The organism is Nonomuraea harbinensis (assembly GCF_019396385.1).
GTDB lineage: Bacteria > Actinomycetota > Actinomycetes > Streptosporangiales > Streptosporangiaceae > Nonomuraea > Nonomuraea ferruginea.
In genome coordinates this window covers 243,689-268,227 of record NZ_JAHKRN010000003.1, presented here as the reverse complement: position 1 = coordinate 268,227, position 24,539 = coordinate 243,689, and the positions used below count along the sequence as shown (strand labels likewise).

The window sequence follows — 24,539 nt, the reverse complement described above, 5'->3', positions numbered from 1 at the left end:
CCCAGCCGGGGTATGGCACCGGTCATGGCGCCGCTGCCCACCTATGCGCCCATGCTGGCCCAGGCCGGCGCGCTGCCCTCCGCCGACCAGGACGAATGGGCCGTCGAGATGAAATGGGACGGCGTCCGCGCGATCGCCTACATCGCCGGCGGCACCGTCCGGCTGATGTCGCGCAACGCCAAGGACATCACCTCCGCCTATCCCGAGCTCCAGCTCATGGCCGGCGCCACCGGACGCCGCCAGGCCGTCGTCGACGGCGAGATCGTCGCCTTCGACGAGGCCGGCCGCCCCAGCTTCGGCGCGCTCCAGCCGCGCATGCACCAGCGCAACCCGGTCAGCGTCGCCGAGCTCGCCCGCACCGTGCCCGTGACCTTCATGGCCTTCGACCTGCTGCACCTCGACGACGACCCCGTCATCCAGCTGCCCTACACCGAACGCCGCGAGCTGCTGGAGACCGTCTTCACCCCCGGCTACCGCTGGCAGGTACCCGTCCGCTTCCACGACCACGCCGAGGACGCCTTCGCCTCCTCCCGCCGCCTCGGCCTCGAAGGCGTCGTCTGCAAGCGGCTCGCCTCCCCCTACCGGCCCGGCAGGCGGACCGGCGAGTGGACCAAGGTCAAGAACGTCAGCGCCGTCGAGGTCGTCATCGGCGGCTGGAAGCCCGGCTCCGGGCGGCGCGCCGGCACCATCGGCTCCCTGCTGCTCGGCTCGTACGACGACGCCGGGCGCCTGCTGTTCATCGGGCACGTCGGCACCGGCTTCACCGAGGCCATGCTGGGCGACCTGCGCCGGCGCCTGGCCCCGCTGGAGCAGGACGACCCGCCCTTCGCCGAACCGGTGCCGCGCGAGCACGCCCGCGACGCCCACTGGGTGCGGCCCGTCATGGTCGGCGAGGTCCAGTACGCCGAGGTGACCGGCGACCACCGGCTGCGCCACCCTTCCTGGCGCGGCCTGCGCCCCGACCGGCGGCCTGGCGAGGTCCGCCTGATCGGTCCCGGCTCGCCGGGCGGCGCCTCCGCCGTCGGCTGACCGGGGCGGCCGTCAGGGCTCGCTCGTGACGGCGGGCCTGGACGGCTCCGCCAGCGTGCGCGACAGCAGCCAGGCCGGTATCGCGACCAGCGCCAGGCAGCCCAGCGCCACCCGGAGCGACGCCGTCTCCGCCACCCAGCCGACCAGCGGGCTGGCCAGCCCGCCCGCGCTCACCGCCAGCCCCAGCGTCACCCCGCCCGCCGTGCCCACCCGCCGCGGCAGATAGTCCTGGCCCAGCGTCACGTGCAGCGAGAACGGCGCGTACAGGGTGATCGCCGCCGCCGCGACGAACACGTACATCAGCGGCCCCGGCGCCAGCACCACCCCGGCCACCGCCGGCACGCTCGCCGCGTACGCCGCCCGCATCGCCCGCACCCGGCCCCACCGCGCGGCCAGCCTGCCGCCCAGCACCGTGCCCACGGCCCCGCCCCCGAACAGCACGAACAGCGCCACCGCCCCCGCCGCCCCGCCCCCGGCGTACAGGGCCACGAAGGCGCTCAGCCCCACGTACACCACCGACCGGAAGACGATCACCAGCGTCAGCCGGGCGAACGACGCCCAGTCGTCGCGCCCCGACGCCTCCGCCGCCGCGCCGCGCGCCGCACCGCGCCCCGACAGCGCCAGGATCACCGGCAGCGTCACCAGCGCGCCCACCACCCCCGGCACCACCAGCCACGGCGACGCGCCCAGCCCGCCCACCGCCAGCAGCGGCGTCACCAGCACCGGCGCCGACGCGAACCCCAGCGTCCCGCCCAGCGAGAACCAGCTCATCCGCACGTGGCTGCCCGCGCTGGCGATCCTCGCCAGCCGCGCCGACTCCGGGTGGTACGCGGCCACGCCCAGCCCTGACAGCGCCACCGCCAGCCAGGTCAGCGCGTACGAGTCCGTCACCCCGCTCAGCGCCACCCCGAGCCCCGCCGTCACCATGCTGGCCGGGATCAGCCACGGCATCCGCCACCGGTCCGCCAGCGCCCCGAACACCGGCTGCACCACCGACGACAGCAGCGTCGCGGCCAAGACCACGCCCGACACCGCCACGTACCCGTAACCGCGCTCGGCCACCAGGAACGGCACCAGCGCGGGCACCGCCCCCTGGTAGACGTCCACCCCGGCGTGGCCGGCCGCCAGCATCCCCACCTTGTTCGCCCGCACGCCCCCGATCATCGCCGGGGACCCGGATGGCGCGCTTCCGATAAAGTGCCAACTTGTCATGGAAATCCGCCACCTGCCGCTGGCGCCCACCGGCCTCCGCCCCCTGGCGCCGGGAAGCGGCATCGACGCCCACCGCCACGACACCCACCAGATCGTCTACGCCCGCCACGGCGTGCTCTCCGTCACCACCGGCGCCGGCACCTGGGCCGCCCCGGCCAACCGCGCCATCTGGATCCCGGCCGGCACCGTGCACGAGCACCGCGCCCACGGCGCCACCGAGGTGCGGCTGGTCGGCCTCACCGCCAACCCGCTCGGGCTGGGCCGCCCCGCCGTCCTCGCCGTCGACCCGCTGCTCCGCGAGCTGATCATCGCCTACACCGGCGAGACGGCAGACGCGGGCCCGGACGGCGGGGAGCGCGGGCGACTGCTCGCCGTGCTGCTCGACCGGTTGCGCCGCTCCCCCGAGCAGCCGCTGCACCTGCCCACGCCGCGCGACCCGCGCCTGGCGGCCGTCTGCGCCGCGTTGCACGCCGACCCGGCGGACCCGCGGACGCTCGCCCGGCACGCCGCCGACGCGGGCACCAGCGACCGCACCCTGGCCAGGCTCTGCCGGGCCGAGCTCGGCATGACGTTCCCGCAGTGGCGCACCCAGCTCAGGCTGCACCACGCGCTGCTGCTCCTGGCCGAGGGCGGCACCGTCACCCAGGTGGCGCACCGGTGCGGCTGGTCGTCGGCGAGCGCATTCATCGACGTGTTCCGGCGGGCGCTCGGGTACACCCCCGGCCGCGCCTTTACATTGTAGATTCGCTACAATCGTCCTGTGGGCAAGTCGAAGACCAAGGGCGGCACCCCCGCCACCGTCGCGCTGGAGCGGGCCAAGGCGGAGTTCACGCTCCACCCGTACGATCACGACCCCGCCGCGCAGGCCTATGGCGAGGAGGCCGCCGACGCGCTCGGCGTCCCCTACGAGCGGATCTTCAAGACCCTGGTGGCCGAGACCGAGGGCGGCCTGGCCGTCGCGGTGGTGCCGGTGGCGGGCAAGCTCGACCTCAAGGCGCTGGCCTCGGCGCTCGGCGGCAAGCGCGCGGCGATGGCCGACGCGGCCAAGGTGGAGCGGGTGACGGGCTACGTGGTGGGCGGCATCAGCCCGCTCGGGCAGCGCAAGCGGCTGCCGACCGTGGTCGACTCCTCGGCGCTGGAGTTCGCGACGGTCTACTTCTCGGCCGGCAAGCGCGGGCTGCAGATCGAGACCGCGCCGGCCCGCCTGATCGAGCTGACCGGGGCCGTGACGGCGCCCATCGGCAAGCCCGCCTGACGCCTCACCACCGGTCGCGCGGCGGGTGCCGCCGCTCGCCGAGCAGCCATTCGATGATCTTGCGGTGCCGCTTGGAGATCGGGTGGTCGCGGCCGCGGCGGTCGCCCCTCTCGCGCGTCTCCCCCCGCTCCTCCGCCAGCGCCTCCTCCAGGCCCGGCGTGTGACCGCCGCCGAAGCGCGACATGTCGGGGCTGTGGAAGCCCCGGTTCTCCTCGCCCCGCAGCGCCCGCCGCATCGAGTCCACCCAGATCGGTCCCGGCAGTGAGGCGCCCTGCACCGAGCCGTAGTACTGGCCGCCGATCTCCACGTTCCTCAGCGGGTGGCGGTAGGAGCCGCGGATGTCGCCGACGCTGACCGCGGCGGCGAGCCGGGGCGTGTAGCCGGCGAACCAGGCCGAGGTGTAGCCGTTGTTGGTGCCGGTCTTGCCGGCGGCGGGCATGCCGGGGTCCTGGCCGCGCATCGTGCCCTTGTCGAACACGCCGGTCAGCACGTGGCTGACCGCGTCGGCGACGGCCCGCTCGATCGCCTGGTGGCAGTCGGGCCGCACGCGGGTGCGCCGGTCGTTCCTGTCGGCGATCTCCACGATGGCCAGCGGGCGGCAGTACCGGCCGCGGGCCCCGAGCGCGGCGAAGGAGGCCGCGACCGTGAGCGGGTCCATCTCGTTGACGCCCAGCGTGAACGTCGGCACCTCGCGCAGCGGCCGCCCGTCGGCCCTGACGACGCCGAGCTCCCTGGCGGTCTTGACCACGTCGCACAGGCCGACCTTGCGCTCCAGCATCATGTAGAAGATGTTGACCGACTTCCAGGTGCCGGTCTCCAGGCTGTGCGGGCCGCCGTCGCTGCCCTCGCCGCCGGCGTTGAACACCTGCGCCGACGGGTCGTTGACCGGCTTGCCCGCGCAGTCCCGGTAACCCTTCGAGGGCACCAGCGACCCCGGGGTGTCGAACCCGTCGCCGAACCGCCAGCCCTCCTTCAGCGCGGTGGCCAGCGTGAACACCTTGAACGTGGAGCCCGCCTGCAGCCCCTGCCCGCCGCCGTGCCGGACGTCGGCGACCAGGTTGTAGGTGGTGCGCGCGCCGCCCTTCTTGCCCGGCCCGACCTTCTTGCTGGCGGCCATCGCCCGGATCCAGCCGGTGCCGGGCTCCACCATCGCCTCGGCGGCCACCTCGGTGTCCTCGGGGTTCACCCGTTCCCTGATGGCCCGCTCCGCGGCCTTCTGCGCCTTCGGGTTCAGGCTGGTCCTGATCACCAGCCCGCCGCGTTCCATGCGGGCCCGCCGTACCGCCGCCGTGCTGCCGAAGACCTCGTTCGTCAGCAGCTCGCGGTGCACGTACATGCAGAAGTACGGATGCTCGCTCTGCGAGCAGCCGCCGGGCTCGGGCTTCAGCTTCAGCCCGAGCGGGCTCGCCTTGGCCTCGGACGCCTGTTCCCGGGTGATCAGCTTCAGCCCCGCCATGCGGTCGAGCACCAGGTCGCGGCGCTCCTTGAGGCGCGCGCGCTGCGCACGGCCGATCGACGGGTCGGTCGAGTACGGGGTGCGCACGGCGCCGGCCAGGGTGGCCGCCTCGGTGAGGGTCAGCTCGGCGGCCGAGGTGGAGAAGAAGCGCCTGGCCGCCGCCTCGACGCCGTGCGCGCCGGCGCCGAAGTAGGCGATGTTCAGGTACTTCTCCAGGATTTCGCCCTTGCGGTACTTGCGTTCCATCGCCAGCGCCAGCCGCAGCTCGTGGATCTTGCGGGAGACGCTGGGGGCGCGGGCCCGGTCCCGTTCCTCCTCGGTCTTGGCGCTCTCCACCAGGATGTTCTTCACCAGCTGCTGGGTGAGCGAGGAACCGCCCTGCTTGATGGAGCCAGCCCGGGTGTTGGCGATGAGCGCCCGGAGCGTGCCGATGACGTCCATGCCGCCGTGCTCGTAGAAGCGGGCGTCCTCGATCGCCACGATGGCCTGCCGCATCACCGGCGCCACCTGGTCCAGCCGTACCGTGGTCCGGTTGGCCTGGTAGAACTGGGCGAAGGTGTGCCCGCTCGCGTCCACCAGCCGCGTCACCTCGCTGAGCGGCTCCTCGCGCGGCGCCGGCGGCAGGTGCGTGAAGGTGTCGGCGGTGCCCTTCGCGGCCAGGCCCGCCCCGGCGACGACGGGCGCGGCGAACGCCGCGACCAGCACCCCGCCGAGGGCGCCCACCATGCCGAGCGTGGCGATGGATGTGCGGACAGTCACGACATTGATGTGCGACCGCCCGATCCCCGGCAAACGCCCGATTCCTGTCTCTTTACTAACCTCTGCTGATGTTCAGACCAAGGGACTGGAACTGCTCGAACGGGTGATGGTAGCCGCGCTCGATGTGGTGCACCCCGCGCAGCGTCGAGCGCCCGTCGGCCACGGCGGCGGCCAGCACCGCGGAGAACCCGGCCCGGATGTCGGGCAGCGTCACGTCGGCGCCCCGCAGCTGGGACACCCCGCGCACCACGGCCGAGTGGCGCGCGTTGGTGTCGTGGTAGCGGCAGGCGGGGCCGCCGAGGCACTGGTCGAACACCTCGATCTCGCAGCCCATGCTCTTCAGCGCCGGCACGTACACCAGGCGGTTCTCGAACACCGTCTCGTGCAGCACCGACATCCCCTGGCTCTGCGTGAACAGCACCATGAGCGGCGTCTGCCAGTCGGTCATGAACCCCGGATGGGTGTCGGTCTGCACGGCCGCCGCCCGCAGCCCTTCCGGCGGCGCGGTGGCGCACAGGTACTCGTCGTTGATGTCGAACCGGGCGCCCATCCTGGCCAGCGTGGTGATCGCGGTGACCAGCCGGTCCTGCGGGCAGCCGTGCACGCGCACCTCGCCGCCGGTGATCAGCCCCGCCGCGAGATACGAGAACGCCTCGATGCGGTCGCCGGCCAGCCAGGTCGAGGCGCCGCGCAGCCGCTCCACGCCCTCGATGACGATCCGGCGGTCCGGCGACAGCTCGATCATGGCGCCCATCCGCTGCAGGAACAGCGCCAGCTCCACCACCTCGGGCTCGGTGGCCGCGTTCTTCAGCACGGTCTTGCCCTCGGCCAGGACCGCGGACATGAGGATCGTCTCGGTCGCGCCCACGCTCGGGTACGGCAGCTCCAGGCGGGTGCCGTGGAGCCGTCCCGCCTTGGCGAACACGCCGGTGTCACCGACCTCCACCTCGGCACCCATCGCGCGCAGCGCCTCCACGTGGAAGTTGATCGGCCGCCGCCCGATCGGGTCACCGCCGACCAGCGGCACGAACGCCTCCCCCGCCAGGTGCAGCAGCGGGCCCAGCATGAGGATCGGGATGCGGTTCAGCCCGGTGAACGCGTCGGGCACCCGCGGCCTGATCTCCTGGCCCCGGCCGATGCGGATCTCTGTCTTGCTGATCTCGACGTGGATGCCGAGCGCCTCCAGCATGGCGGCGGTGATGCCGACCTCGCCCACCTCGGGGGCGTTGTGGATGGTGCTCTCGCCGCCGCCGAGCATGGCGGCGACCATGTGCTTGGAGACCCCGTTCTTCGACCCGCGCACCACGACATCGCCGCGAAGCGGGCCAGAGGGTTCTATCACCCAGACCTTCTCTTCAATCACGAAGTGAGCCTAACCGGGAGATACCATCGATCTGGTCCTGCCGGCGATTGAAGGGGCGTGGCGTGACGAGGGAAGTACGCGCGTTCGCGATCACTGTCCTCGCACTCGCCGCCCTCGGGCTTCCCGCCGGCCTCCTGTGGTCCGCCCTGTCGCCGCGGCCCCCGTACCGGGTCTTCGAGCAGACGCCGGCGCTGGCGGACCCGTCCACGCAGGCGCTCATCGCGGCGGACGGCTGGTTCGCCACGATCACCGGCGGGCTGGGACTGGCGTGCGGGGCGCTGGCCTGGTTCCTCAGCCGCCGCGTCCAGCTCCCGGTCCTCCTGGGGCTCTGCCTGGGCGGGGCCGCGGGCGCCCTGGCCGCCTGGTGGATCGGCACGACCGTCACCGTGGGCGTCGTCACCGTCGAGGCCTCGGCCTTCCCCGGCGTCACGTTCGTCCCCGGCCCGCTGGATCTGACGGCCAAGGGCGTCCTGGTGTCGTGGCCGATGCTCGCGGTGGGGCTCTTCGGGTTCCTGGAGGGCATGCACGGCTACCGCGAGTCCCCCCTCCGCAAGCCCCACCCGCCCACCGGGGACGGCGCTCCCCCGCCCGGCTGAGGCCGTCAGAGGGGCGGGTGGTGCGAGGCGTGGCCGGTGGCCTGTTCGAAGGCGCGGGCCACCCGCAGGACGCGGGCGTCGGCGAAGGGCCGGCCGATGATCTGGACCCCCACCGGCAGCCCCGACGGCGTGAACCCGGCGGGGACGGACGCGGCCGGGGCGTGCAGCACGCTGACCCAGTAGGCGGACCGCATCCACGCCAGGTAGTCGGGCAGCTCCACGCCGTCGATCGCGCGCACGTACGGCTCCTCCGCCGGGAACGGCGGCACCTGGCTGACCGGGGCGATGAGCACGTCGTAGGAGTCGAAGAAGTCGGCCATCCGCTGGTAGAGACGGCTGCGGGCGCGCTCGGCGCGGGCCAGGCCGGCGCCGGTGACCTCGCGCCCCCGCTCGACGTTCCACGCGGTGTTGGCCCCGAGCCCGTCGAGGTCGCCGTAGGCCAGCGCGTAGAACCACGCGCGGTAGGTGCGGAAGGCCACCTCGGCGTCCTCCAGGTCCAGCTCGACCTCCTCCACGCGGGCGCCGAGCCGCTCGAACACCGCGGGCGCGGTCGCGGTGACCGCCGCCGTCGCGGCGTCGACCGGCAGCCCGCCGAGGTCGGGGCTCCACGCCACGCGCAGCCCGGCCACCCCCTCCTCCGGCTCGGGCGCGTACGCCTCCTTGATCGCGTACGGCGAGCGCGAATCGAACCCGGAGATGACCGACAGCATCAGGCTCAGGTCGTCGACGTTCCTGGCCATCGGCCCCTGCACCGACAGCGTGTACCAGGCCGCGATCTCGGAGACCGCCGGCACCCGCCCCGGCGTGGGCCGCAGCCCGGCCACGTTGCAGAATGACGCGGGGTTGCGCAGCGACCCGCCCATGTCGGAGCCGTCGGCCAGCGGCACCATCCCGGTGGCCAGCGCCGCCGCCGCGCCGCCGCTGCTGCCGCCGGCGGACCTGGTCAGGTCGTACGGGTTGCGGGTGAGGCCGAACACATCGTTGACGGTGTGGGAGCCGGTGCCGAACTCGGGCGTGTTCGTCTTGCCCACGGTGATCGCGCCCGCCGCCTTCAGCCGCCGCACCACCAGGTCGTCGCGCTCCGGCACGTGGCCGGCGAACAGCGGCGAGCCGTACGTGGTCCGGATCCCCGCGGTGTCGGTGAGGTCCTTGTGCGCGACCGGGACGCCGTGCAGCGGGCCGACCGGCTCGACGGCGTCGGCGGCCTTGGCGGCGTCCATGGCCTGTTCGGCGACGAGGGTGACGACGGCGTTGACCCGGGGGTTGACCTGCTCGATGCGGTCGAGGTGGGCCTGGAGCACCTCGACCGCGCTCACCTGGCGGGTACGGATCAGATGGCTGAGCTCGGTGGCGCTCAGGTAGTGCAGTTCGCTCACCCCGTGATCCTCCCCCACCCGGGGGCGGCCCACGATGGCGAGGTCTGCCCAGGCAGCGGCCCCGGCCTGGTCGAACTCCGCCACCGGGGACGGGTCAGGCCCCCAGGCAGGCCGGGCCGAGCAGCTGCTTCAGATCGCCCATCAGCGCCGGTGACGGCGCCACCCGCAGCCGGTCGTCGACCCGCAGGACGGTCGTCTTGGGGCCGTTGTGGACCTGGAGATGGACCTCGGAGGTGCCGGGGTGGGTGGTCAGGATCTCCTTGAGCCTGCTCACCACGGGGGCGGTGCAGCGGTTGAGCGGCAGGCTCACCAGCAGCGGCCCGCCGGCCTCCTGGGTGAGGTCGGGCGCCGTCACCTCCATCGCGATGATCTTGCCGATGTCCTCGCGCTTGTCGATGCGGCCCTTGACGAACACGATCGCGTCCTCGGCCAGGATCGTCGAGCAGAGCTGGTAGGCCGACGGGAAGATCATCACCTCGATGGCGCCCTCCAGGTCCTCAAGCTGGGTGAGCACCCACGTGTCGCCCTTCTTGGTGACCTTGCGCTGCACGCCCGACAGGATGCCGCCGACGGTGACCACCTGGCCGTCGGGACGGCTGTCGTCCTGCAGCGCCGCGATCGAGCAGTCGGCCCCGGCGGCCAGGATGTGCTCGACGCCGAACAGCGGGTGGTCGGACACGTACAGGCCGAGCATCTCCCGCTCGAACTGCAGCAGCGTGGTCTTGTCCCACTCGCCCACCGGGATCTGCACGTCGAAGGTCTGGTCCTCGCCGCCCTCGATCGCGCCGAACAGCGAGTCCTGGCCGATGGCCTCGTTCTTCTTGATGTCGATGATCGCGTCGACGGCCTGCTCGTGCACCATGACCAGGCCCTTGCGGACATGGCCGAGCGAGTCGAACGCGCCGGCCTTGATCAGCGACTCGATGACGCGCTTGTTGCAGACGAGCGCCGGCACCTTGCGCAGGAAGTCCTTGAAGTCGGCGAAGCGGCCCTTCTCCTTGCGCGCGTTGATGATGCCGTCGACGACGTTGGCGCCCACGTTGCGGATGGCCGACAGGCCGAAGCGGATGTCGGTGCCGCGCGGGGTGAAGTCGAAGTCGGAGTCGTTGACGTCCGGCGGGAACACCTTGATGCCCATCCGGCGGCACTCGTTGAGGTAGAGGGCCGACTTGTCCTTGTCGTCCTTGACCGACGACAGCAGCGCGGCCATGTAGGCGGCGGGGTGGTTGGCCTTGAGGTAGGCCGTCCAGTAGGACACCAGGCCGTAGCCGGCGGTGTGGGCCTTGTTGAAGGCGTAGTCGGAGAACGGCAGCAGGATGTCCCACAGCGCCTTGATGGCGGCGGCGGAGAAGCCGTTGTCCTTCATGCCCTGCTCGAAGGTCACGAACTGCTTGTCGAGCTCGGACTTCTTCTTCTTGCCCATCGCGCGCCGCAGCAGGTCGGCGCCGCCCAGCGAGTAGTTGGCGACCTTCTGCGCGATGGCCATGACCTGCTCCTGATAGACGATCAGGCCGTGGGTCGTGGACAGGATCTCCTTGAGCGGCTCTTCGAGCTCAGGGTGGATCGGGGTGATCTCCTGCTGGCCGTTCTTGCGCAGGGCGTAGTTGGTGTGGGAGTTGGCGCCCATCGGGCCGGGGCGGTAGAGCGCGAGGGCGGCGGAGATGTCTTCGAAGTTGTCGGGGCGCATGAGCCGCAGCAGCGAGCGCATGCCGCCGCCGTCGAGCTGGAAGATGCCCAGCGTGTCGCCGCGGGCCAGCAGCTCGTAGGCCTTGCGGTCGTCGAGCGGCAGCGCCAGCAGGTCGATCTGCTCGCCGGTGGTGGCCTCGATCATCTTCAGGCAGTCGTCGATGATCGTGAGGTTGCGCAGGCCCAGGAAGTCCATCTTCAGCAGGCCGAGCGTCTCGCAGGTCGGGTAGTCGAACTGCGTGATGATCACACCGTCGGAGTCGCGGCGCATGATCGGGATGTGGTCGGTCAGCACCTCGGCGGACATGATCACGCCGGCGGCGTGCACGCCGGTCTGCCTGATCAGGCCCTCCAGGCCCTTGCCGAGGTCGATCGTCGCCTTGACGTCGACGTCCTCCTCGTAGAGCCTGCGCAGCTCGCCCGCCTCGGCGTAGCGGGGGTGGTCGCTGTCGAAGATGCCCGACAGCGGGATGTCCTTGCCCATCACGGCGGGCGGGAACGCCTTGGAGACCTTGTCACCGAGGGCGTACGGGTAGCCCAGGACGCGGCCGGCGTCCTTGATGGCGGCCTTGGCCTTGATGGTGCCGAACGTGGCGATCATCGCGACCTTGTCGGCGCCCCACTTCTCCGTGACGTAGCGGATCACGTCACCGCGCCTGCGCTCGTCGAAGTCGATGTCGACGTCGGGCATGGAGACGCGCTCGGGGTTGAGGAACCGCTCGAAGATCAGGCCGTGCGGGATCGGGTCGAGGTCGGTGATGCCGAGCGCGTACGCCACCAGGGAGCCGGCCGCTGAGCCACGGCCGGGGCCGACGCGGATGCCGTTGTTCTTCGCCCACATGATGAAGTCGGCGACCACGAGGAAGTAGCTCGGGAAGCCCATCTGGACGATGACCCGCAGCTCGTTCTCGACCCAGGCGCGGTGCTCCTCGTCGACGCCCTCGGGGAAGCGGCGCTCAAGCCCTCTCCAGACCTCCTGGCGGAAGAACTCCTCCTCGGTCAGGCCCTCGGGCACGGGGAAGGTCGGCATGAGGTTCTTGTGCTCGAAGAACCCGGCGGGGTCGACCTTCTCGGCCACCAGCAGCGTGTTGCGGCAGCCCTCGGCCCACAGGTCGGAGGAGTCGACGGCGCGCATCTCGTCGGCGGTCTTGATGTAGTAGCCGCTGCCGTCGAACCGGAACCGGTCGGGGTCGGACAGCTGCTTGCCGGTCTGGATGCAGAGCAGGGCGTCGTGGGAGGAGGCGTCGGACTCGTAGGTGTAGTGGGAGTCGTTGGTGACCAGCGGCGGGATGCCCAGCTCCTTGCTGATGCGGGTCAGCCCGTCGCGGACGCGGCGCTCGATGTCGAGGCCGTGGTCCATGACCTCCAGGAAGAAGTTGTCCTTGCCGAAGATGTCCTGGAACTTGGCGGCGGCCTTGACCGCCTCGTCGTACTGGCCGAGCCTGAGCCTGGTCTGCACCTCGCCGGAGGGGCAGCCGGTGGTGGCCATCAGCCCGTCGGCGTGCTCGGCGAGGATCTCCGCGTCCATCCGCGCCCACTTGCGGACGAAGCCCTCGGTGTAGGCGCGCGAGGACAGCCGCATCAGGTTGTGCAGGCCGGTCTTGTTGCGCGCCCAGATCGTCATGTGGGTGTAGTAGCCGCCCGCGGAGACGTCGTCCTTCTTCTGGTGCGGCTCACCCCACAGCACCGGCTTCTTGTTGAAGCGCGAGGCGGGGGCGACGTAGGCTTCGATGCCGATGATCGGCTTGACGCCCGCGCCGGTCGCCTGCCGGTAGAAGTCGTAGGCGCCGTGCATGTTGCCGTGGTCGGTGATCGCGATCGCCGGCATGCCCAGCTCGCCGACCTGCTTGAACATCTGCTTGAGCCGCGCGGCCCCGTCGAGCATGGAGTATTCGGTGTGCACGTGCAGATGGACGAACGAGTCGCTGGACGACATGGAGCGGCGCCTCCCGGTCTGAACGTGTGGTGTGCGCTCCGACTCTAGTGGTCCGCACCGACACTCCGGGGCGTGGCAGGGGACGGCGTGCCGGATCCCTCTCCCTCGATCAGCGCCTATACCCTCTCCGTGACGGAAAGTCACGAAGGAGACACTCAGTGCACACGGAGTCCGACGAGGGATACCGGCCCGCCCTGGGCAACCGCCAGGTCCAGATGATCGCCATCGGCGGCGCGATCGGCGTGGGGCTGTTCCTGGGCGCCGGCGGGCGGCTGGCCGCCGCGGGACCGGCCCTGGTGCTGTCGTTCGCGGCCGCGGGGGTGGCGGCGTTCTTCGTCATGCGGGCGCTCGGGGAGCTGGCGCTCTACCGGCCCGCCTCGGGCTCCTTCGTGGTGTACGCGCACGAGTTCATCGGGCCGTGGGCCGCCTTCGCCAGCGGGTGGATGTACTGGTTCAACTGGGCGTTCACCGGCGTCGCCGAGCTGGTCGCGATCGCCACCTACGTCCACTACTGGGCGCCGGCGTTCCCGCAGTGGCTGACGGCGCTGCTCGCGCTGGCCTTCGTGCTCGTGGTGAACCTCCTGTCGGTGAAGCTCTTCGGTGAGCTGGAGTTCTGGTTCGCGCTGCTGAAAGTGCTGGCCATCGTCACGTTCCTGGTGGTCGGGCTGGTGCTGGTGGTGTTCACCGTCGGCCAGGCCACGCCGGCGAACGCGGTGGCCCACGGCGGGTTCTTCCCGACCGGGTTCCCGCTGGTGCTGATGAGCCTGCAGTCGGTGGTGTTCGCGTACGCGTCGATCGAGCTGGTCGGCATCGCCGCGGGCGAGACGGCCCGGCCCGAGAAGGTGATGCCGAAGGCGGTCAACGGCGTGGTGTGGCGGATCGCGCTCTTCTACGTGGGCTCGGTGCTGCTGCTGTCGATGGTCCTGCCGTGGACCGCCTACGAGGCCGGCACGTCCCCGTTCGTCACGGTGTTCGCCGGTCTGGGCGTGCCGTGGGCGGCCGACGCCATGAACCTCATCGTGATCACCGCCGCGCTCTCGTCATGCAACTCCGGCCTGTACGCGACGGGCCGCATCGTCCGGTCGATGGGACTCAAGGGCGAGGCGCCCGGCTTCACCGCCGCGCTCAGCCGGCGCCGCATCCCGATCGGCGGGGTGCTGTTCACCGCGTCGATGTTCCTGGCGGGCATCGCCCTGTTCTCCTTCGTGCCGGAGCGCGCCTTCAACATCGCCACCGCGTGCGCCTCGCTGGGCGTGGTCACCACCTGGGGCACGCTGGTCTACTGCCAGCTCCGCCTGCGGCGCACCGGGCACCGTTCCGCCTTCCCGATGCCCGGCACCCCCTACACCAACTGGCTCACCCTGGCCTTCCTCGCCCTGGTGGTCTTCCTGATGCCGTTCGCCGACCGGGACCAGCGGGTCGCCTTCTACCTGCTCCCGGTCGTCGCCGCCGGCATCGCCGCCGGATGGTTCCTGCTCCGCCTCCGCAGGAAGCGCCTCGCGGCCGCGGCCGATCCGGCCTCCCCCGCGGTCAGTCCAGCCGAGTGACACCGGCCAGGCGTGCCAGGTCCTCGCCGGTCAGCCGCAGCTCCCCCGCCGCCACGTTCTCGGCGAGGTGGTCCGGGTTCCCGGTGCCGGGGATGGCCAGCACGTGCGGCCCCTGCGCCAGCGTCCAGGCCAGCCGGACCTGCGCGGGCGTCGCGCCGTGGGCGCGCGCGACGGCGCGCACGGACTCCTGCTCCCCGGCGACCGCTCCCCGCTCGCGCCCCGCGCCGGCGATCGCGAAGAACGGCACGTACGCGATGCCCTGCTCGCCGCAGGCCCGCAGGAACTCCTGCTCGGCGGCCGGCGCCCCCACGGTGTAGGCGTTCTGCACGCAGACCACCGGCGCGATGGCCACGGCCTCCGCCAGCTGGGCCGGTGTGGCGTTGGACAGGCCCAGATGGCGTACGAGCCCGGCGTCGCGGAGCTCGGCCAGCGCGCCGAAGTGCTCGGCGATCGAGCCGGTCACGTGGCTCCGCGGGATGCGCAGGTTCACCACGTCCATGTGGTCCCGGCCCAGCTGGCGCAGGTTCTCCTCCACCTGGCCGCGCAGCTGTCCGGGCGTGGCCCAGATCCACTCGCCCGACGGGTCCCTGCCCGCCCAGACCTTGGTGGCGATGACCAGGCCCTCCGGGTAAGGCGACAGCGCCCGGTTGATCAGCTCGTTGGCGGACCGCGTCGAGGAGAAGTAGAACGCGGCGGTGTCGATGTGGTCGACCCCGAGGTCGATCGCGCGGCGCAGCACGGCGATCGGACGGTCGCGGTCGCTCGGCGTGCCGAGGCCGAAGGCGGCGCCGCCCGTGAGCCGCATCGCGCCGAAGCCGATGCGGTTGACGGTCAGGTCGCCGAGCTTCCAGGTGCCGGCGGCGGGGGTCTGCGTGGTCATGCGGGGCCTCACGTCGTCGAAAGGGGATCCGGACACGAGAAAAGCCTCCCCGGCGGACGTGGTCCGCGCCGGGAAGGCTCAGGCGATCACCGGAATCTTAGCAGTCCGGGCGGCTGAAGATCACCGCGGGGCCGGGAACGTACACAAAACGACCGTGACCGTAAGCCGTCTCCTGATCTACCCTCGAAGGCGGAGTCTCGGGGGAGGTCGCGCTGACTGGGGTGAGGAAGGCGGCGGGCGTCGTCGCGGCGGTGCTGCTCGGCGTCGCGCTGGCCGTCGCGGGGCTGCCGGCGGGTGTCTACACGGGGCTCGCGTGCGCGCTGCTGGACGCCGGCTGTCCGGCGACCGGGGAGCCGGCGGGCCGGCTCCCGCAGGTGACCAGGCTGACCGCCGCCGAAGTCGCGCTCGGCGGGGCCTACGTGGCGCTGGGCGACTCCTACTCGTCCGGCGAGGGCGTCTACCGGCGCGGGGAGGCGCCGTTGGACGGCGGCGCCGACCGTTGCCACCGCGCCGGCGGCTCGTACGTGCCGCTCGTGGCGGGCGCCCACGCGTTCGGCGGCGAGACGGGGTTCTGGGCGTGCAGCGGCGCGACCACGGGCAACCTGCTGCGCGGCCAGCACGGCCAGCAGCCGCAGATCGAGCGCGTCGGCGCCGGCACCAGCCTGGTGACGCTGAGCATCGGCGGCAACGACGCGGGGTTCGCGCCGGTGCTCACCGAGTGCATCGTCAAGTTCCCGTGGTCGTCGGCCTGCGTCGACCAGGACGCCGAGGTGCGGCGCCGGATCGGGGAGCTTCGCGGCAGCATGCGGGCCGTGCTGGCCGAGATCAGGACGCGCGCGCCCGAGGCGAGGGTGGTGCTGCTGGGCTACCCGCGGCCGTTCCCCGCCTCGCCGCCGGGGCGGGTCGACAACCTCGGCGTCGCCGACCAGCGCTGGCTCAACTCGATGACCGAGCGGCTGAACGGCGTCGTGCGCGAGGTGGCCGACGAGTTCGACCGGGCGATCGTCGCCTTCGGCGGGCCCGGCAGCGTCGAGTACGTGGACGCGTACGAGGCGTTCGACGGCCACGAGGTGGGCCGGCCGCGCCCGTACCTCAACGGGGTGATCGTGGACATGGAGGAGCTCACCGTGGACCCGCGCAGCTTCCACCCGACGGCCGACGGCTACCGCCGCTTCGCCGAACTCATCAACGCCCAGATCACGACGGGCCCCGGCCGCCCGCTGAACAACTTCCACCTCAGCACCCCCTGAGGGAAGACCCTCCCGCGCCCCGGAGGCCCCCGGCGGCCGGTGTCTCCCCGGGAGCGTCGCGGACCGTCTGCGGGGAGTGGGCCGGGCGGCTGCTCATCCGGCCGCGCGTTCCTCCGCGAGGTGCAGGCCGGCCTCGATGACCGCGTTCATGACGGGAGCCAGCCTGGCCTCGCCCAGGCTGGGGGCGCGTTCGGCCATCCGGGCCACCAGGGCGCGCTCGCGGCCGGGGTCGCGGCCCGCGAAGCCGCCGACCGGCTTGAGCCGCTGGACGCGGCCCGCGAGGGCGGCGCGGCGCTCCAGGAGGGTGGCCAGGGCGGCGTCCACGCGGTCGATCGCCTGACGGCACTCGGCCAGCGTGGCCGGGTCCTCCGGCCGGAGCAGGGCGCCGACGAGGGCGGCCGCCTCCTCCGCCTCGTGCCGCCCGTCGGCGGACACGATCAGGCCGTCGGCGCCCGCAGCGACGGCGGCCGTCGACAGGCCGGGGTCGGCGGTGACGTCCGCCAGCACCGGGCGGCCCGACACGGCGCGCGCCTCACGCAGCAGCCCCAGGTCGGCGTGCTCGCACAGGATCACCTGGACGCCGCCCTCCGCCTCGCAGTAGTCGGCCACGCCCAGCCACTCCTCCAGGGTGGCCGTGCGGCGGCGTTCCACCACCACCGGCAGCCCCAGCCCCGCCACCGCGCGCACCAGCGGGATGTCCCTGGTCCACGCGCCGCCGATGACCACGCCCTGCGCGCTGGCCGCGATGGCGGGCAGGTCGGCGGCGCTCGCGGGCTCGGCGAGCGTGACGGCGGCGGGCAGCACCGCGTCAGGCTCGCGCAGGCTCACCCGGTCACTGATCACCACGGCGGGCCCTTCGCCCACGGGATGGCCGCCCAGCGGGACCACGTGGCGTTCCAAGGTCGATGACATCTCGGCTCCCCACTCGGCCGGCTCACCGGGAGCCGGCAAAGAACGTGAAAAGGCAGAGACGAGGCGTCTCTGCCTTTGTTGCCGGCTCCAGGTGGTCGCTAGCTGACGACCGGCCCTCCCGGAGCCGGCTCGGTAAACACGTAGCGACGAGTCATGTTCGCACTTTACACGGCTCACTCCACCTAGTGGGACGGGCTTCTCGAATAGCGGACTGTCCTCGCGGCGAGTCGCCGTTGATCCCCGGCTATGGGAGTATTTCTTGGCCTAGAGGGAGGGTTTGAGGCCGTTGATGTCGGATCACAAGCCGGGCGGACGCCGCATCGCCGGTCGTTACCACCTGCAAGAACCCATTGGCAAGGGTGGCATGGGCATCGTGTGGCGAGCCCATGACGAACTGCTCGACCGCACCGTCGCGGTCAAGGAGGTCAGATACGCGGCCGCTCTGGGCGACGAGGTGCAACTGCTGAACCGGCGCACGATGCGTGAGGCGCGGGCCGCGGCCAGGTTCGAGCATCCCAACGTGATCGTCGTGCACGACGTGATCGAGGAGGACGGCCGGCCCTGGATCGTCATGCAGCTCGTGCAGTCACGGTCGCTCGGCGCCGTGATCAAGAACGACGGGCCGCTCCCTCCCAAGCGGGTGGCCGAGATCGGCCTGGCGGTGCTCGACGCGCTGCACCGCGCCCACGAGGCGGGGGTGCTCCACCGCGACGTCAAACCGGAGAACGTCCTGCTGGCCGACGACGGCCGCGTGGTGCTGACCGACTTCGGCATCGCCACGCTGGAGACCGAGACGCAGCTGACGGTGACCGGCCTGGCCGGCACGCCGGCGTTCATCGCCCCCGAGCGGCTGAAAGGGCTGCCCGCGCGGCGCGAGTCCGACCTGTGGGCGCTGGGCGCGACGCTCTACACCGCCGTCGAGGGCCGCTCGCCGCACGAACGCGGCAACGCCCTGGCCACCATGCACGCCGTGCTCACCGACGAGCCCGACCCGGCCACGCACGCCGGGCCGCTGGCGCCGGTGATCGACGGGCTGCTGGCCAAGGAGCCGGTGCAGCGGCTCATGTACGAGGAGACGGAGCGGCTGCTGCGGCAGACGATCGCCGCGTCGAGCGAGCCCCCGGCCGTGCGGACGGCGAAGATGCCGAAGGTGCCGCCGGTCGAGGACGACATGCCGACCGACCCCAACCTGATGCCGGTGCCCCCGCCCCGTCCCGCTCCTCAGCCGGTGTCCAAGCCCGCGCCCCGTCCCGCCGTGGCGCCGCCGCCCGAGACCGGCGCGCGGATCACGCCGGCGACCGAGCACCCGCCGACGCCGCCTTACGACGCCGAGTCCACGATGAACGCCGACTCGGCCGGCAGGCGCCAGGCGCTGCCGGTGATCGCGGCCGTGACGGCCGTGCTCCTGGTCGCGGGCGTCGGCGGCTACCTCGGCCTGCGGGCCACCCCGGAGGACCCGTCCGGCGGCCCCGGCCCCACGACGGCGGCCAGCACCGCCGCCACCTCCGAGCCGACCGGCGCGGCGACCACGGACGCGGCCGAGCCGTCGTCGAGCCCTTCTCCCACGGTCAGCGAGTCCCCGTCGGCCACGCCCTCCCCCACGCCCACCGAGGAGGAGACGGCACAGGCCGCCACGCTGCCCTCGGGCTGGAAGTGGTACAAGGACAAGCAGCTCGACTTCACCATAGGGCTGCCCAAGGGCTGGGACGTCTACAAGCGTGAGGGTTCCCAGGTGTTCTTCCGCGGCCCCGGCGCGGGCTCCAACGCGTTCGTGTCGGTCGACCGGGCCTCGAAGCCCGGCAGCGACCCGGTCAAGGACTGGCGGAAGCAGGAGAAGACGGCCAAGTACGGGTTCGGCGGCTACCAGCTGATCGACATCAAGGCGGTCGACTACCAGAAGGCCGCCGCCGACTGGGACTTCACCTGGAACACCAACACCGGCAAGACGAGGGTGCGCAACCGGGGATTCATCACCGACAACGGCCGTGGTTACGCCATCTACTGGCACAACCTCGCAAGTCGCTGGAAGAAGGACTACCACTTCTTCGAGACGTTCTGCGCGACCTTCAAACCCGACCAGTAGGCTGCCCCGCGTGGACAGGCAGGTCGGCAATCGCTACCGCCTCGTCGAGCCGCTCGGTGAGGGCGGCATGGGCGTGGTGTGGCGTGCCTACGACGAGCTGCTCGACCGTACGGTCGCGATCAAGGAGGTCCGCTACAGCGGGGTCGGCGAGCGGCAGCGGGCCGAGCTCAACCGCAGGACCATCCGCGAGGCCAGGGCCGCGGGCCGTCTGGACCACCCGTCGGTGGTGGTCATCCACGACGTCGTCGAGGAGGGCGGGCGGCCGTGGATCGTCATGCAGCTCGTCCGTTCCCGCTCCCTGGCGGAGGCGATCCGCGCGGACGGGCCGCTGCCGGTGGCGCGGGCTGCGGCGATCGGCGCGCGGGTGCTCGACGCGCTCCGCGCCGCGCACGCCACCGGGGTGCTGCACCGCGACGTCAAGCCGGAGAACGTGCTGCTGGCCGACGACGGGCGGGTGGTGCTGACGGACTTCGGCATCGCCACCATGGAGTCCGAGGCGGGGCTGACGGCGACCGGCAGCCTCGTGGGCACGCCCGCGTATATGCCTCCCGAGCGGCTGAACGGCGAGCCCGCCAGGCCCGAGTCCGACCTGTGGTCGCTGGGGGCGACCCTGTACGCGGCGGTGGAGGGCGGGCCGCCGTTCCGGCGCGACTCGTGGGCGGCGACGGTGGCGGCGGTGCTCCGCGACGCGGTCGAGCCGCCCCGCCGGGCCGGGGCGCTGACACCGGTGATCATGGGCTGGCTCCAGCGGGACCCGGGCACCCGCCTGCCCGCCGGCCAGGCCGCCCAGCTCCTCGACGCCGCGTCCATGGACCGGCCCTTCCCCGGCCACGGACACCAGCCGCCCGGCCCGTACAGCGCATTCCACCAGCAACCAGGACAGCTCAACCCTGACAGCCGATACGCAAGCCCACCGGCAGACCCCGCACCCCACGCCCCCGCAGCCCAACATGGCGCGGGCCCAGCGCCCCATCACGCCGGCACCCCGTACGGAACCTCGGGCCCTCACGACGTGAGCCCGGGGCCCCACGGCGCAGGCCCAGCGCCCCATCACGTCGGCGTCCCGCACGGGCATTCGGGTCCGCGCGGAGGGGATCCCGCCCTGCTCGACTCTCACGGAGGCTCCGGCTCGTACGGGATGCCGCCGCAGGGGACGGGCCCGCAGAGGTCCCCGTATGGGACGGTGACCGGCGGTGGGCGGTCGGGCGGGAAGCGGTGGGTCGTGGTGGCGGCGGCCGTGGCCGCGCTCGTGGTGGTCGGCGGCGGAGGCGTGGTGCTCGTCAATCTGCTGGGGAGCGAACCGGGCATCGGTGCCGTCGGGCCGACGGAGAGCACCCACGGGCCGTCCGGAGAGCCTCCGCGCCAGCCGACCCGGGAACCTGGTGGGGACCCGACAGCGGGCGGTACCGGTGATCCGACGGGCGAGCCGACCGGGAACACGACCGGAGAGCCCACCGGCAACGCGACCGGCGAGCCCACCGGGAACGTGACCCCCACCGGGCACCCGGTCCCCGCTGGTTGGCGGGCGTATCGGAACGCGGCCGGGGGGTTCTCGGTCGCCGTGCCGCGCGGCTGGCGCGCCGTCAAGAACCCGCAGCGCGACAGCGTCACCTTCAGCGGCCCCGGCACCCCCGGCGTGATGATCGTCGAATGGACCGTCCCCGAGGGCGACCACGCGACCCCGTCCGACCACTGGCGGGCGCTGGAGCGGGAGATCCTCCGCAAGGGCGAGTTCCCCGGCTACGAACGCGTCGCCATCCGCGCGATCGAGTACCAGGGCCGCCCCGCCGCCGACTGGGAGTTCACCCGCTCCCGCGACGGCACCGCGATCCACGTGATCAACCGCGGTTTCACCACCGCCGGCGGCCGCCCGTTCGCGCTCTACTGGGAGACCACCGGCGCCCGCTGGGAGCGCGACAGGCGCTTCTTCGAGACGTTCACCGCCACGTTCCGGCCGGCGCGATGAGCGGGCGGCCGCAGGAGCGGGCCCGCTTCTGGCGTCATCCGGCGGTGCCCGAGGTGGACCTGCTCAAGGCCCGCTACGTGACCCACCGCTTCTCCCGTCACGTGCACGAGGGGTACGCGATCGGGATCATCCTCGACGGCGTGGAGGAGTTCGAGTACCGGGGCGACCTGCACCGGGCCGCGGCGGGCGAGGTGGTCCTGGTGAACCCGGACTCGGTGCACACGGGCCAGGCCGGTGTGGACGGCGGGTGGGCGTACCGGATGCTCTACCCGTCGGTCGCGGCGGTCGGCGAGGTGGCGGCCGAGCTGGGCCTGCCGAAGGGCACCCCGTACTTCCCCGAGCAGGTGGTGCGCGACCCGGAGGTGGCGGCGCTGATGGCGCGCGCGCACCAGGCGACCGAGCGCGGCGACGACCTGGCGGCGTCCACGCTGACCCGCACGCTGTTCGGGCGGCTGCTCGCCCGGTACGCGGTGCCGCGCCCGGCGGTGACGCTGTCGCCCGAGGGGCGGCGGGCGGTGCGGCAGGCGATGGAGGTGCTGCACGAGCGGCTGACCGACCCGCCGGCGCTGGACGACCTGGCGCGGATGGTCGGCGCGCGGCCGTTCCCGCTGCTGCGGGCGTTCAAGGCGGCGACCGGGCTGCCGCCGCACGCCTATCTGAACTCGCTGCGGGTGCGGCGGGCCCGGCACCTGCTGCGCTCCGGCGTGCGGCCCGCGGACGTGGCCGCCGAGGTGGGCTTCACCGACCAGGCACACCTGAACCGTCACTTCAAACGCGTGGTAGGGGTACCACCGGCTGCCTATCAACGCACCGCAGGAACGTACAAGAAACGGTAGTGACCTGCGCATATCCTCATATCCCATGGAACAGACGACACTCCGTTCCGCCGCCATCCGGGACGGTCTGGGTGTGGGTCTGGCCGTCGGGCTGTCCGGGGTCGCCTTCGGCGCCGCGGCGGTCACGGCCGGGCTCACCGTGCCGCAGGCGTGCGTGCTGAGCCTGCTGGCGTTCACGGGCGCCTCGCAGTTCGCGTTCGCGGGCGCGGTGGGGGCGGGCGGCGACCTGGTCTCGGCCGCGTCGGGCGCGCTGCTGCTCGGCGCCAGGAACACGCTGTACGGGCTGCGCATGGCCGACGTGCTGCGGGTGCGCGGAGCACGCAAGCTGGGCACCGCGCAGGGGGTCATCGACGAGACGACCGCCGTCGCCCTGGCCCAGCCGACCCCCGAGGCGGCCAGGGCGGGCTTCTTCACCACCTTCGCCGCGGTCTACGTGGGCTGGAACGTGACAACGCTGCTCGGGGCGATCGGCACGAGCTCGCTCGGCGACCCGGGGATGCTCGGGCTGGACGTGGTGGGGCCCGCCACGTTCCTGGCGATCCTGTGGCCGCGGCTGAAGGAGCGCGCCGAGCTGCGCGCGCTGGCGGCCGGCGGCATGGCCATCGCGCTGGCGGCGACTCCGTTCTTCCCGCCGGGCGTGCCGGTGCTGCTGGCGGCCGTGGCGGTGCTGGTGGTGATGCTGCGATGACCGCGCTGTGGTGGGCGATCGCCGGGGTGTGCCTGGGGTGTTACGCGCTCAAGCTGGCCGGGCTGGCCGCGCCGCGCCAGGTGCTCGACCACCCGGTGGTGAGCCGCTTCGCCGAGCTGGTGCCGGTGGCGCTGCTCGCGGCGCTCATCGGGGTGCAGATGTTCACGCAGGACGGCGCGCTGGCGTTCGACCTGGCCCGCACGGCCGGTCTGGGGGCGGCGATCGTCGCGTTGCTGCTGCGTGCTCCGTTCCTGGTGGTTCTGGCGGCGGCCGCCGCCGTGACAGCGGTTGCCCGGGTCTTTCTGGGGTAGTCGCCCCGCATGTCCGATTCTGTGGGGATTGTTGGGGGCCGTTACCGGCTGGTCAGGACGATCGGGCGTGGCGGCATGGGTACCGTCTGGCAGGCCCACGACGAGGTGCTCGGCAGGGACGTGGCCGTCAAGGAGGTCCTCCCGCCCCCTGATCTGACAGGACCGGAACGCGACCTGTTCACCGTGCGCACCTTCAGGGAGGCGCGTGCGGCCGGCCGGGTCGCGCACCCGTGCGTGGCCGCCGTGTACGACGTGCTGGAGGAGCACGGGCACCCGTGGATCGTCATGCAGCTCGTCCGGTCGCGGACGCTGGGCGAGCTGGTGCGCGAGAACGGGCCGATGCGGCCGGCCGAGGCCGCGAACGTCGGGCTGCAACTGCTGGAGGCGCTGCGCGCGGCGCACGCGGCCGGGGTGCTGCACCGGGACGTCAAGCCGGACAACGTGCTGCTGACGGACGACGGCAGGGCCGTGCTCACCGATTTCGGCATCGCCACCACCGAGGACGAGGCGCCGGTCACCAGGACCGGGATCCTGATCGGCACCCCCGCCTTCATGGCTCCCGAGCGGGCGGCGGGCGGCCCCGCCGAGACGGCCTCGGACCTGTGGTCGCTGGGCGTGACCCTGTACGTGGCGGTCGAGGGCCATTCGCCCTTCCACCGGTCGAACGCGCTGGCCACGCTGGGCGCGGTCATGCACGCCGAGCCCGCCCCGCTGTCGCGGGCGGGCGTGCTCGGGCCGGTGCTGCTGGGGCTGCTGCGGAAGAACCCGGCCGACCGGATGACGGTGGACGAGGCGGAGCAACGCCTGACCGCGATCATCAGGGGCATCGGGCCGGAGCCGACCGGGCCGGTGCCGATCGCGGAGGTGACCGGCGGCGACGCGGCGGCGATCGCGCCGGCGGCGCGGACGCTGCCCGGCAGGCGCAGGCAGCCGCTGCTCGCCCTGGGCCTCGGCGCGCTGGTCACGGCCCTGGTCACAGGCGGCGCGGCGTGGTGGTCGCACCGGCCGCCCGAGACATCGGGCCCGCCTGCCGTGGTGCACACGCCGCAGCAGACCGCGACCGTCTCCGGCCCGCCGCCCAGCACCGGGTCCAAGGACGGCGACGGGCGCGAGGCCGGGGACCCGCCCGGCCGCTCCGACGCCCGCCGTGACGACTCACCGCCCGCCGCGTACGAGACGTCGCGCCCCGACCGGGACCCCGGCCCCGACCGCCGCGCCCAGAGGCGGGCCGACCCCACGCCCGAGGAGAGGCCCACCAGGTCGGCCGCGCCCACCCGATCCGCGGAGCCGGAGCCGGAGCCCGAGCCGGAACCCGAGCCGGACGAGGACGAGCCCGGCGAGGTGGAGCCGTCACGCGGCGGCGGCGCCCAGGCCGAGCACTGGCACGCCTGGGAGTAG

General features: G+C 72.8%; 19 protein-coding genes. 12 read left to right on the top strand and 7 right to left on the bottom strand.

Going from position 1 to position 24,539, the window contains the following annotated elements; translation table 11 throughout:
- The first annotated feature begins 24 nt into the window (after positions 1-24).
- On the top strand, positions 25-1,029 hold the full coding sequence (gene ligD, locus KME79_RS04690) for a non-homologous end-joining DNA ligase (protein ID WP_219543436.1): 1,005 nt from the start codon (positions 25-27) through the stop codon (positions 1,027-1,029).
- A gap of 12 nt (positions 1,030-1,041) precedes the next feature.
- On the opposite strand, the gene KME79_RS04685 is transcribed toward ligD, so the two are convergent.
- Positions 1,042-2,181, bottom strand: coding sequence for an MFS transporter (locus KME79_RS04685; protein ID WP_308248790.1), 1,140 nt, complete (start codon positions 2,179-2,181; stop codon positions 1,042-1,044).
- Between the two features lie 58 nt (positions 2,182-2,239).
- Between KME79_RS04685 and KME79_RS04680 the strand changes: the two genes are divergently transcribed.
- Entirely contained in the window at positions 2,240-2,983 is a 744-nt protein-coding gene (locus KME79_RS04680; protein WP_219543435.1) for an AraC family transcriptional regulator, read from the top strand.
- Between the two features lie 18 nt (positions 2,984-3,001).
- Positions 3,002-3,496, top strand: coding sequence for a Cys-tRNA(Pro) deacylase (gene ybaK / locus KME79_RS04675; protein ID WP_219543434.1), 495 nt, complete (start codon positions 3,002-3,004; stop codon positions 3,494-3,496).
- 4 nt (positions 3,497-3,500) lie between these two features.
- Here ybaK and KME79_RS04670 read toward each other — a convergent pair whose 3' ends face one another.
- Positions 3,501-5,711: a transglycosylase domain-containing protein gene (locus tag KME79_RS04670; RefSeq protein WP_308248789.1), complete on the bottom strand. Its 2,211-nt coding sequence runs from the start codon at positions 5,709-5,711 to the stop codon at positions 3,501-3,503.
- A gap of 55 nt (positions 5,712-5,766) precedes the next feature.
- The gene (gene murA, locus KME79_RS04665) at positions 5,767-7,074 is read right to left on the bottom strand and encodes a UDP-N-acetylglucosamine 1-carboxyvinyltransferase (protein ID WP_271279071.1); all 1,308 of its coding nucleotides are present in this window, start codon (positions 7,072-7,074) and stop codon (positions 5,767-5,769) included.
- Positions 7,075-7,136: 62 nt separating this feature from the next.
- Here murA and KME79_RS04660 point away from each other — a divergent pair, with 62 nt between their 5' ends.
- The gene (locus KME79_RS04660; protein ID WP_219543433.1) at positions 7,137-7,670 is read left to right on the top strand and encodes a hypothetical protein; all 534 of its coding nucleotides are present in this window, start codon (positions 7,137-7,139) and stop codon (positions 7,668-7,670) included.
- 5 nt (positions 7,671-7,675) lie between these two features.
- Here KME79_RS04660 and KME79_RS04655 read toward each other — a convergent pair whose 3' ends face one another.
- Both KME79_RS04655 and dnaE read right to left on the bottom strand, forming a co-directional pair.
- A complete protein-coding gene (locus KME79_RS04655) occupies positions 7,676-9,046 on the bottom strand; it encodes an amidase (RefSeq protein WP_219543487.1) in 1,371 nt (456 codons plus the stop codon).
- Positions 9,047-9,140: 94 nt separating this feature from the next.
- Complete coding sequence (gene dnaE / locus KME79_RS04650; protein WP_219543432.1) at positions 9,141-12,668, bottom strand: DNA polymerase III subunit alpha; 3,528 nt, start codon at positions 12,666-12,668, stop codon at positions 9,141-9,143.
- A gap of 158 nt (positions 12,669-12,826) precedes the next feature.
- Between dnaE and KME79_RS04645 the strand changes: the two genes are divergently transcribed.
- Complete coding sequence (locus KME79_RS04645; RefSeq protein ID WP_219543431.1) at positions 12,827-14,215, top strand: amino acid permease; 1,389 nt, start codon at positions 12,827-12,829, stop codon at positions 14,213-14,215.
- On the opposite strand, the gene KME79_RS04640 is transcribed toward KME79_RS04645, so the two are convergent.
- Positions 14,199-15,095 (bottom strand): oxidoreductase, encoded by an 897-nt coding sequence (locus KME79_RS04640; protein ID WP_219543430.1) that lies wholly within the window; start codon positions 15,093-15,095, stop codon positions 14,199-14,201. The genes KME79_RS04645 and KME79_RS04640 overlap by 17 nt on opposite strands.
- 221 nt (positions 15,096-15,316) lie before the next feature.
- Here KME79_RS04640 and KME79_RS04635 point away from each other — a divergent pair, with 221 nt between their 5' ends.
- A complete protein-coding gene (locus KME79_RS04635) occupies positions 15,317-16,345 on the top strand; it encodes an SGNH/GDSL hydrolase family protein (RefSeq protein ID WP_219543429.1) in 1,029 nt (342 codons plus the stop codon).
- Between the two features lie 93 nt (positions 16,346-16,438).
- Here KME79_RS04635 and KME79_RS46855 read toward each other — a convergent pair whose 3' ends face one another.
- Complete coding sequence (locus KME79_RS46855; protein ID WP_148032655.1) at positions 16,439-17,257, bottom strand: chorismate mutase; 819 nt, start codon at positions 17,255-17,257, stop codon at positions 16,439-16,441.
- A 289-nt stretch (positions 17,258-17,546) separates the two neighbouring features.
- Here KME79_RS46855 and KME79_RS04625 point away from each other — a divergent pair, with 289 nt between their 5' ends.
- From KME79_RS04625 to KME79_RS04600, 6 genes are read left to right on the top strand one after another with little or no spacing between them, the layout of a single operon-like run.
- Complete coding sequence (locus tag KME79_RS04625) at positions 17,547-19,340, top strand: serine/threonine-protein kinase (RefSeq protein WP_271279066.1); 1,794 nt, start codon at positions 17,547-17,549, stop codon at positions 19,338-19,340.
- A gap of 10 nt (positions 19,341-19,350) precedes the next feature.
- Positions 19,351-21,306: a serine/threonine-protein kinase gene (locus KME79_RS04620; protein WP_219543427.1), complete on the top strand. Its 1,956-nt coding sequence runs from the start codon at positions 19,351-19,353 to the stop codon at positions 21,304-21,306.
- Positions 21,303-22,142 carry an AraC family transcriptional regulator gene (locus KME79_RS04615; protein ID WP_219543426.1) on the top strand — a complete coding sequence of 280 codons (840 nt, stop codon included), beginning with the start codon at positions 21,303-21,305 and terminating at the stop codon, positions 22,140-22,142. The genes KME79_RS04620 and KME79_RS04615 overlap by 4 nt, the downstream gene beginning before the upstream one ends.
- Before the next feature lie 25 nt (positions 22,143-22,167).
- Entirely contained in the window at positions 22,168-22,830 is a 663-nt protein-coding gene (locus KME79_RS04610) for an AzlC family ABC transporter permease (RefSeq protein WP_148032658.1), read from the top strand.
- Positions 22,827-23,141, top strand: coding sequence for an AzlD domain-containing protein (locus KME79_RS04605; protein WP_219543425.1), 315 nt, complete (start codon positions 22,827-22,829; stop codon positions 23,139-23,141). Before KME79_RS04610 ends, KME79_RS04605 begins: the two co-directional genes overlap by 4 nt.
- A gap of 9 nt (positions 23,142-23,150) precedes the next feature.
- On the top strand, positions 23,151-24,539 hold the full coding sequence (locus KME79_RS04600; protein WP_281429283.1) for a serine/threonine-protein kinase: 1,389 nt from the start codon (positions 23,151-23,153) through the stop codon (positions 24,537-24,539).

Coding starts and splice junctions, on each gene's coding strand:
- KME79_RS04600 (WP_281429283.1), top strand. CDS start 23,151: ATGTCCGATTCTGTGGGGATTGTTGGGGGCCGTTACCGGCTGGTCAGG.
- ligD (WP_219543436.1), top strand. CDS start 25: ATGGCGCCGCTGCCCACCTATGCGCCCATGCTGGCCCAGGCCGGCGCG.
- KME79_RS04605 (WP_219543425.1), top strand. CDS start 22,827: ATGACCGCGCTGTGGTGGGCGATCGCCGGGGTGTGCCTGGGGTGTTAC.
- KME79_RS04610 (WP_148032658.1), top strand. CDS start 22,168: ATGGAACAGACGACACTCCGTTCCGCCGCCATCCGGGACGGTCTGGGT.
- KME79_RS04640 (WP_219543430.1), bottom strand. CDS start 15,095: ATGACCACGCAGACCCCCGCCGCCGGCACCTGGAAGCTCGGCGACCTG.
- dnaE (WP_219543432.1), bottom strand. CDS start 12,668: ATGTCGTCCAGCGACTCGTTCGTCCATCTGCACGTGCACACCGAATAC.
- KME79_RS04625 (WP_271279066.1), top strand. CDS start 17,547: ATGTCGGATCACAAGCCGGGCGGACGCCGCATCGCCGGTCGTTACCAC.
- KME79_RS04680 (WP_219543435.1), top strand. CDS start 2,240: ATGGAAATCCGCCACCTGCCGCTGGCGCCCACCGGCCTCCGCCCCCTG.
- KME79_RS04615 (WP_219543426.1), top strand. CDS start 21,303: ATGAGCGGGCGGCCGCAGGAGCGGGCCCGCTTCTGGCGTCATCCGGCG.
- KME79_RS46855 (WP_148032655.1), bottom strand. CDS start 17,257: ATGTCATCGACCTTGGAACGCCACGTGGTCCCGCTGGGCGGCCATCCC.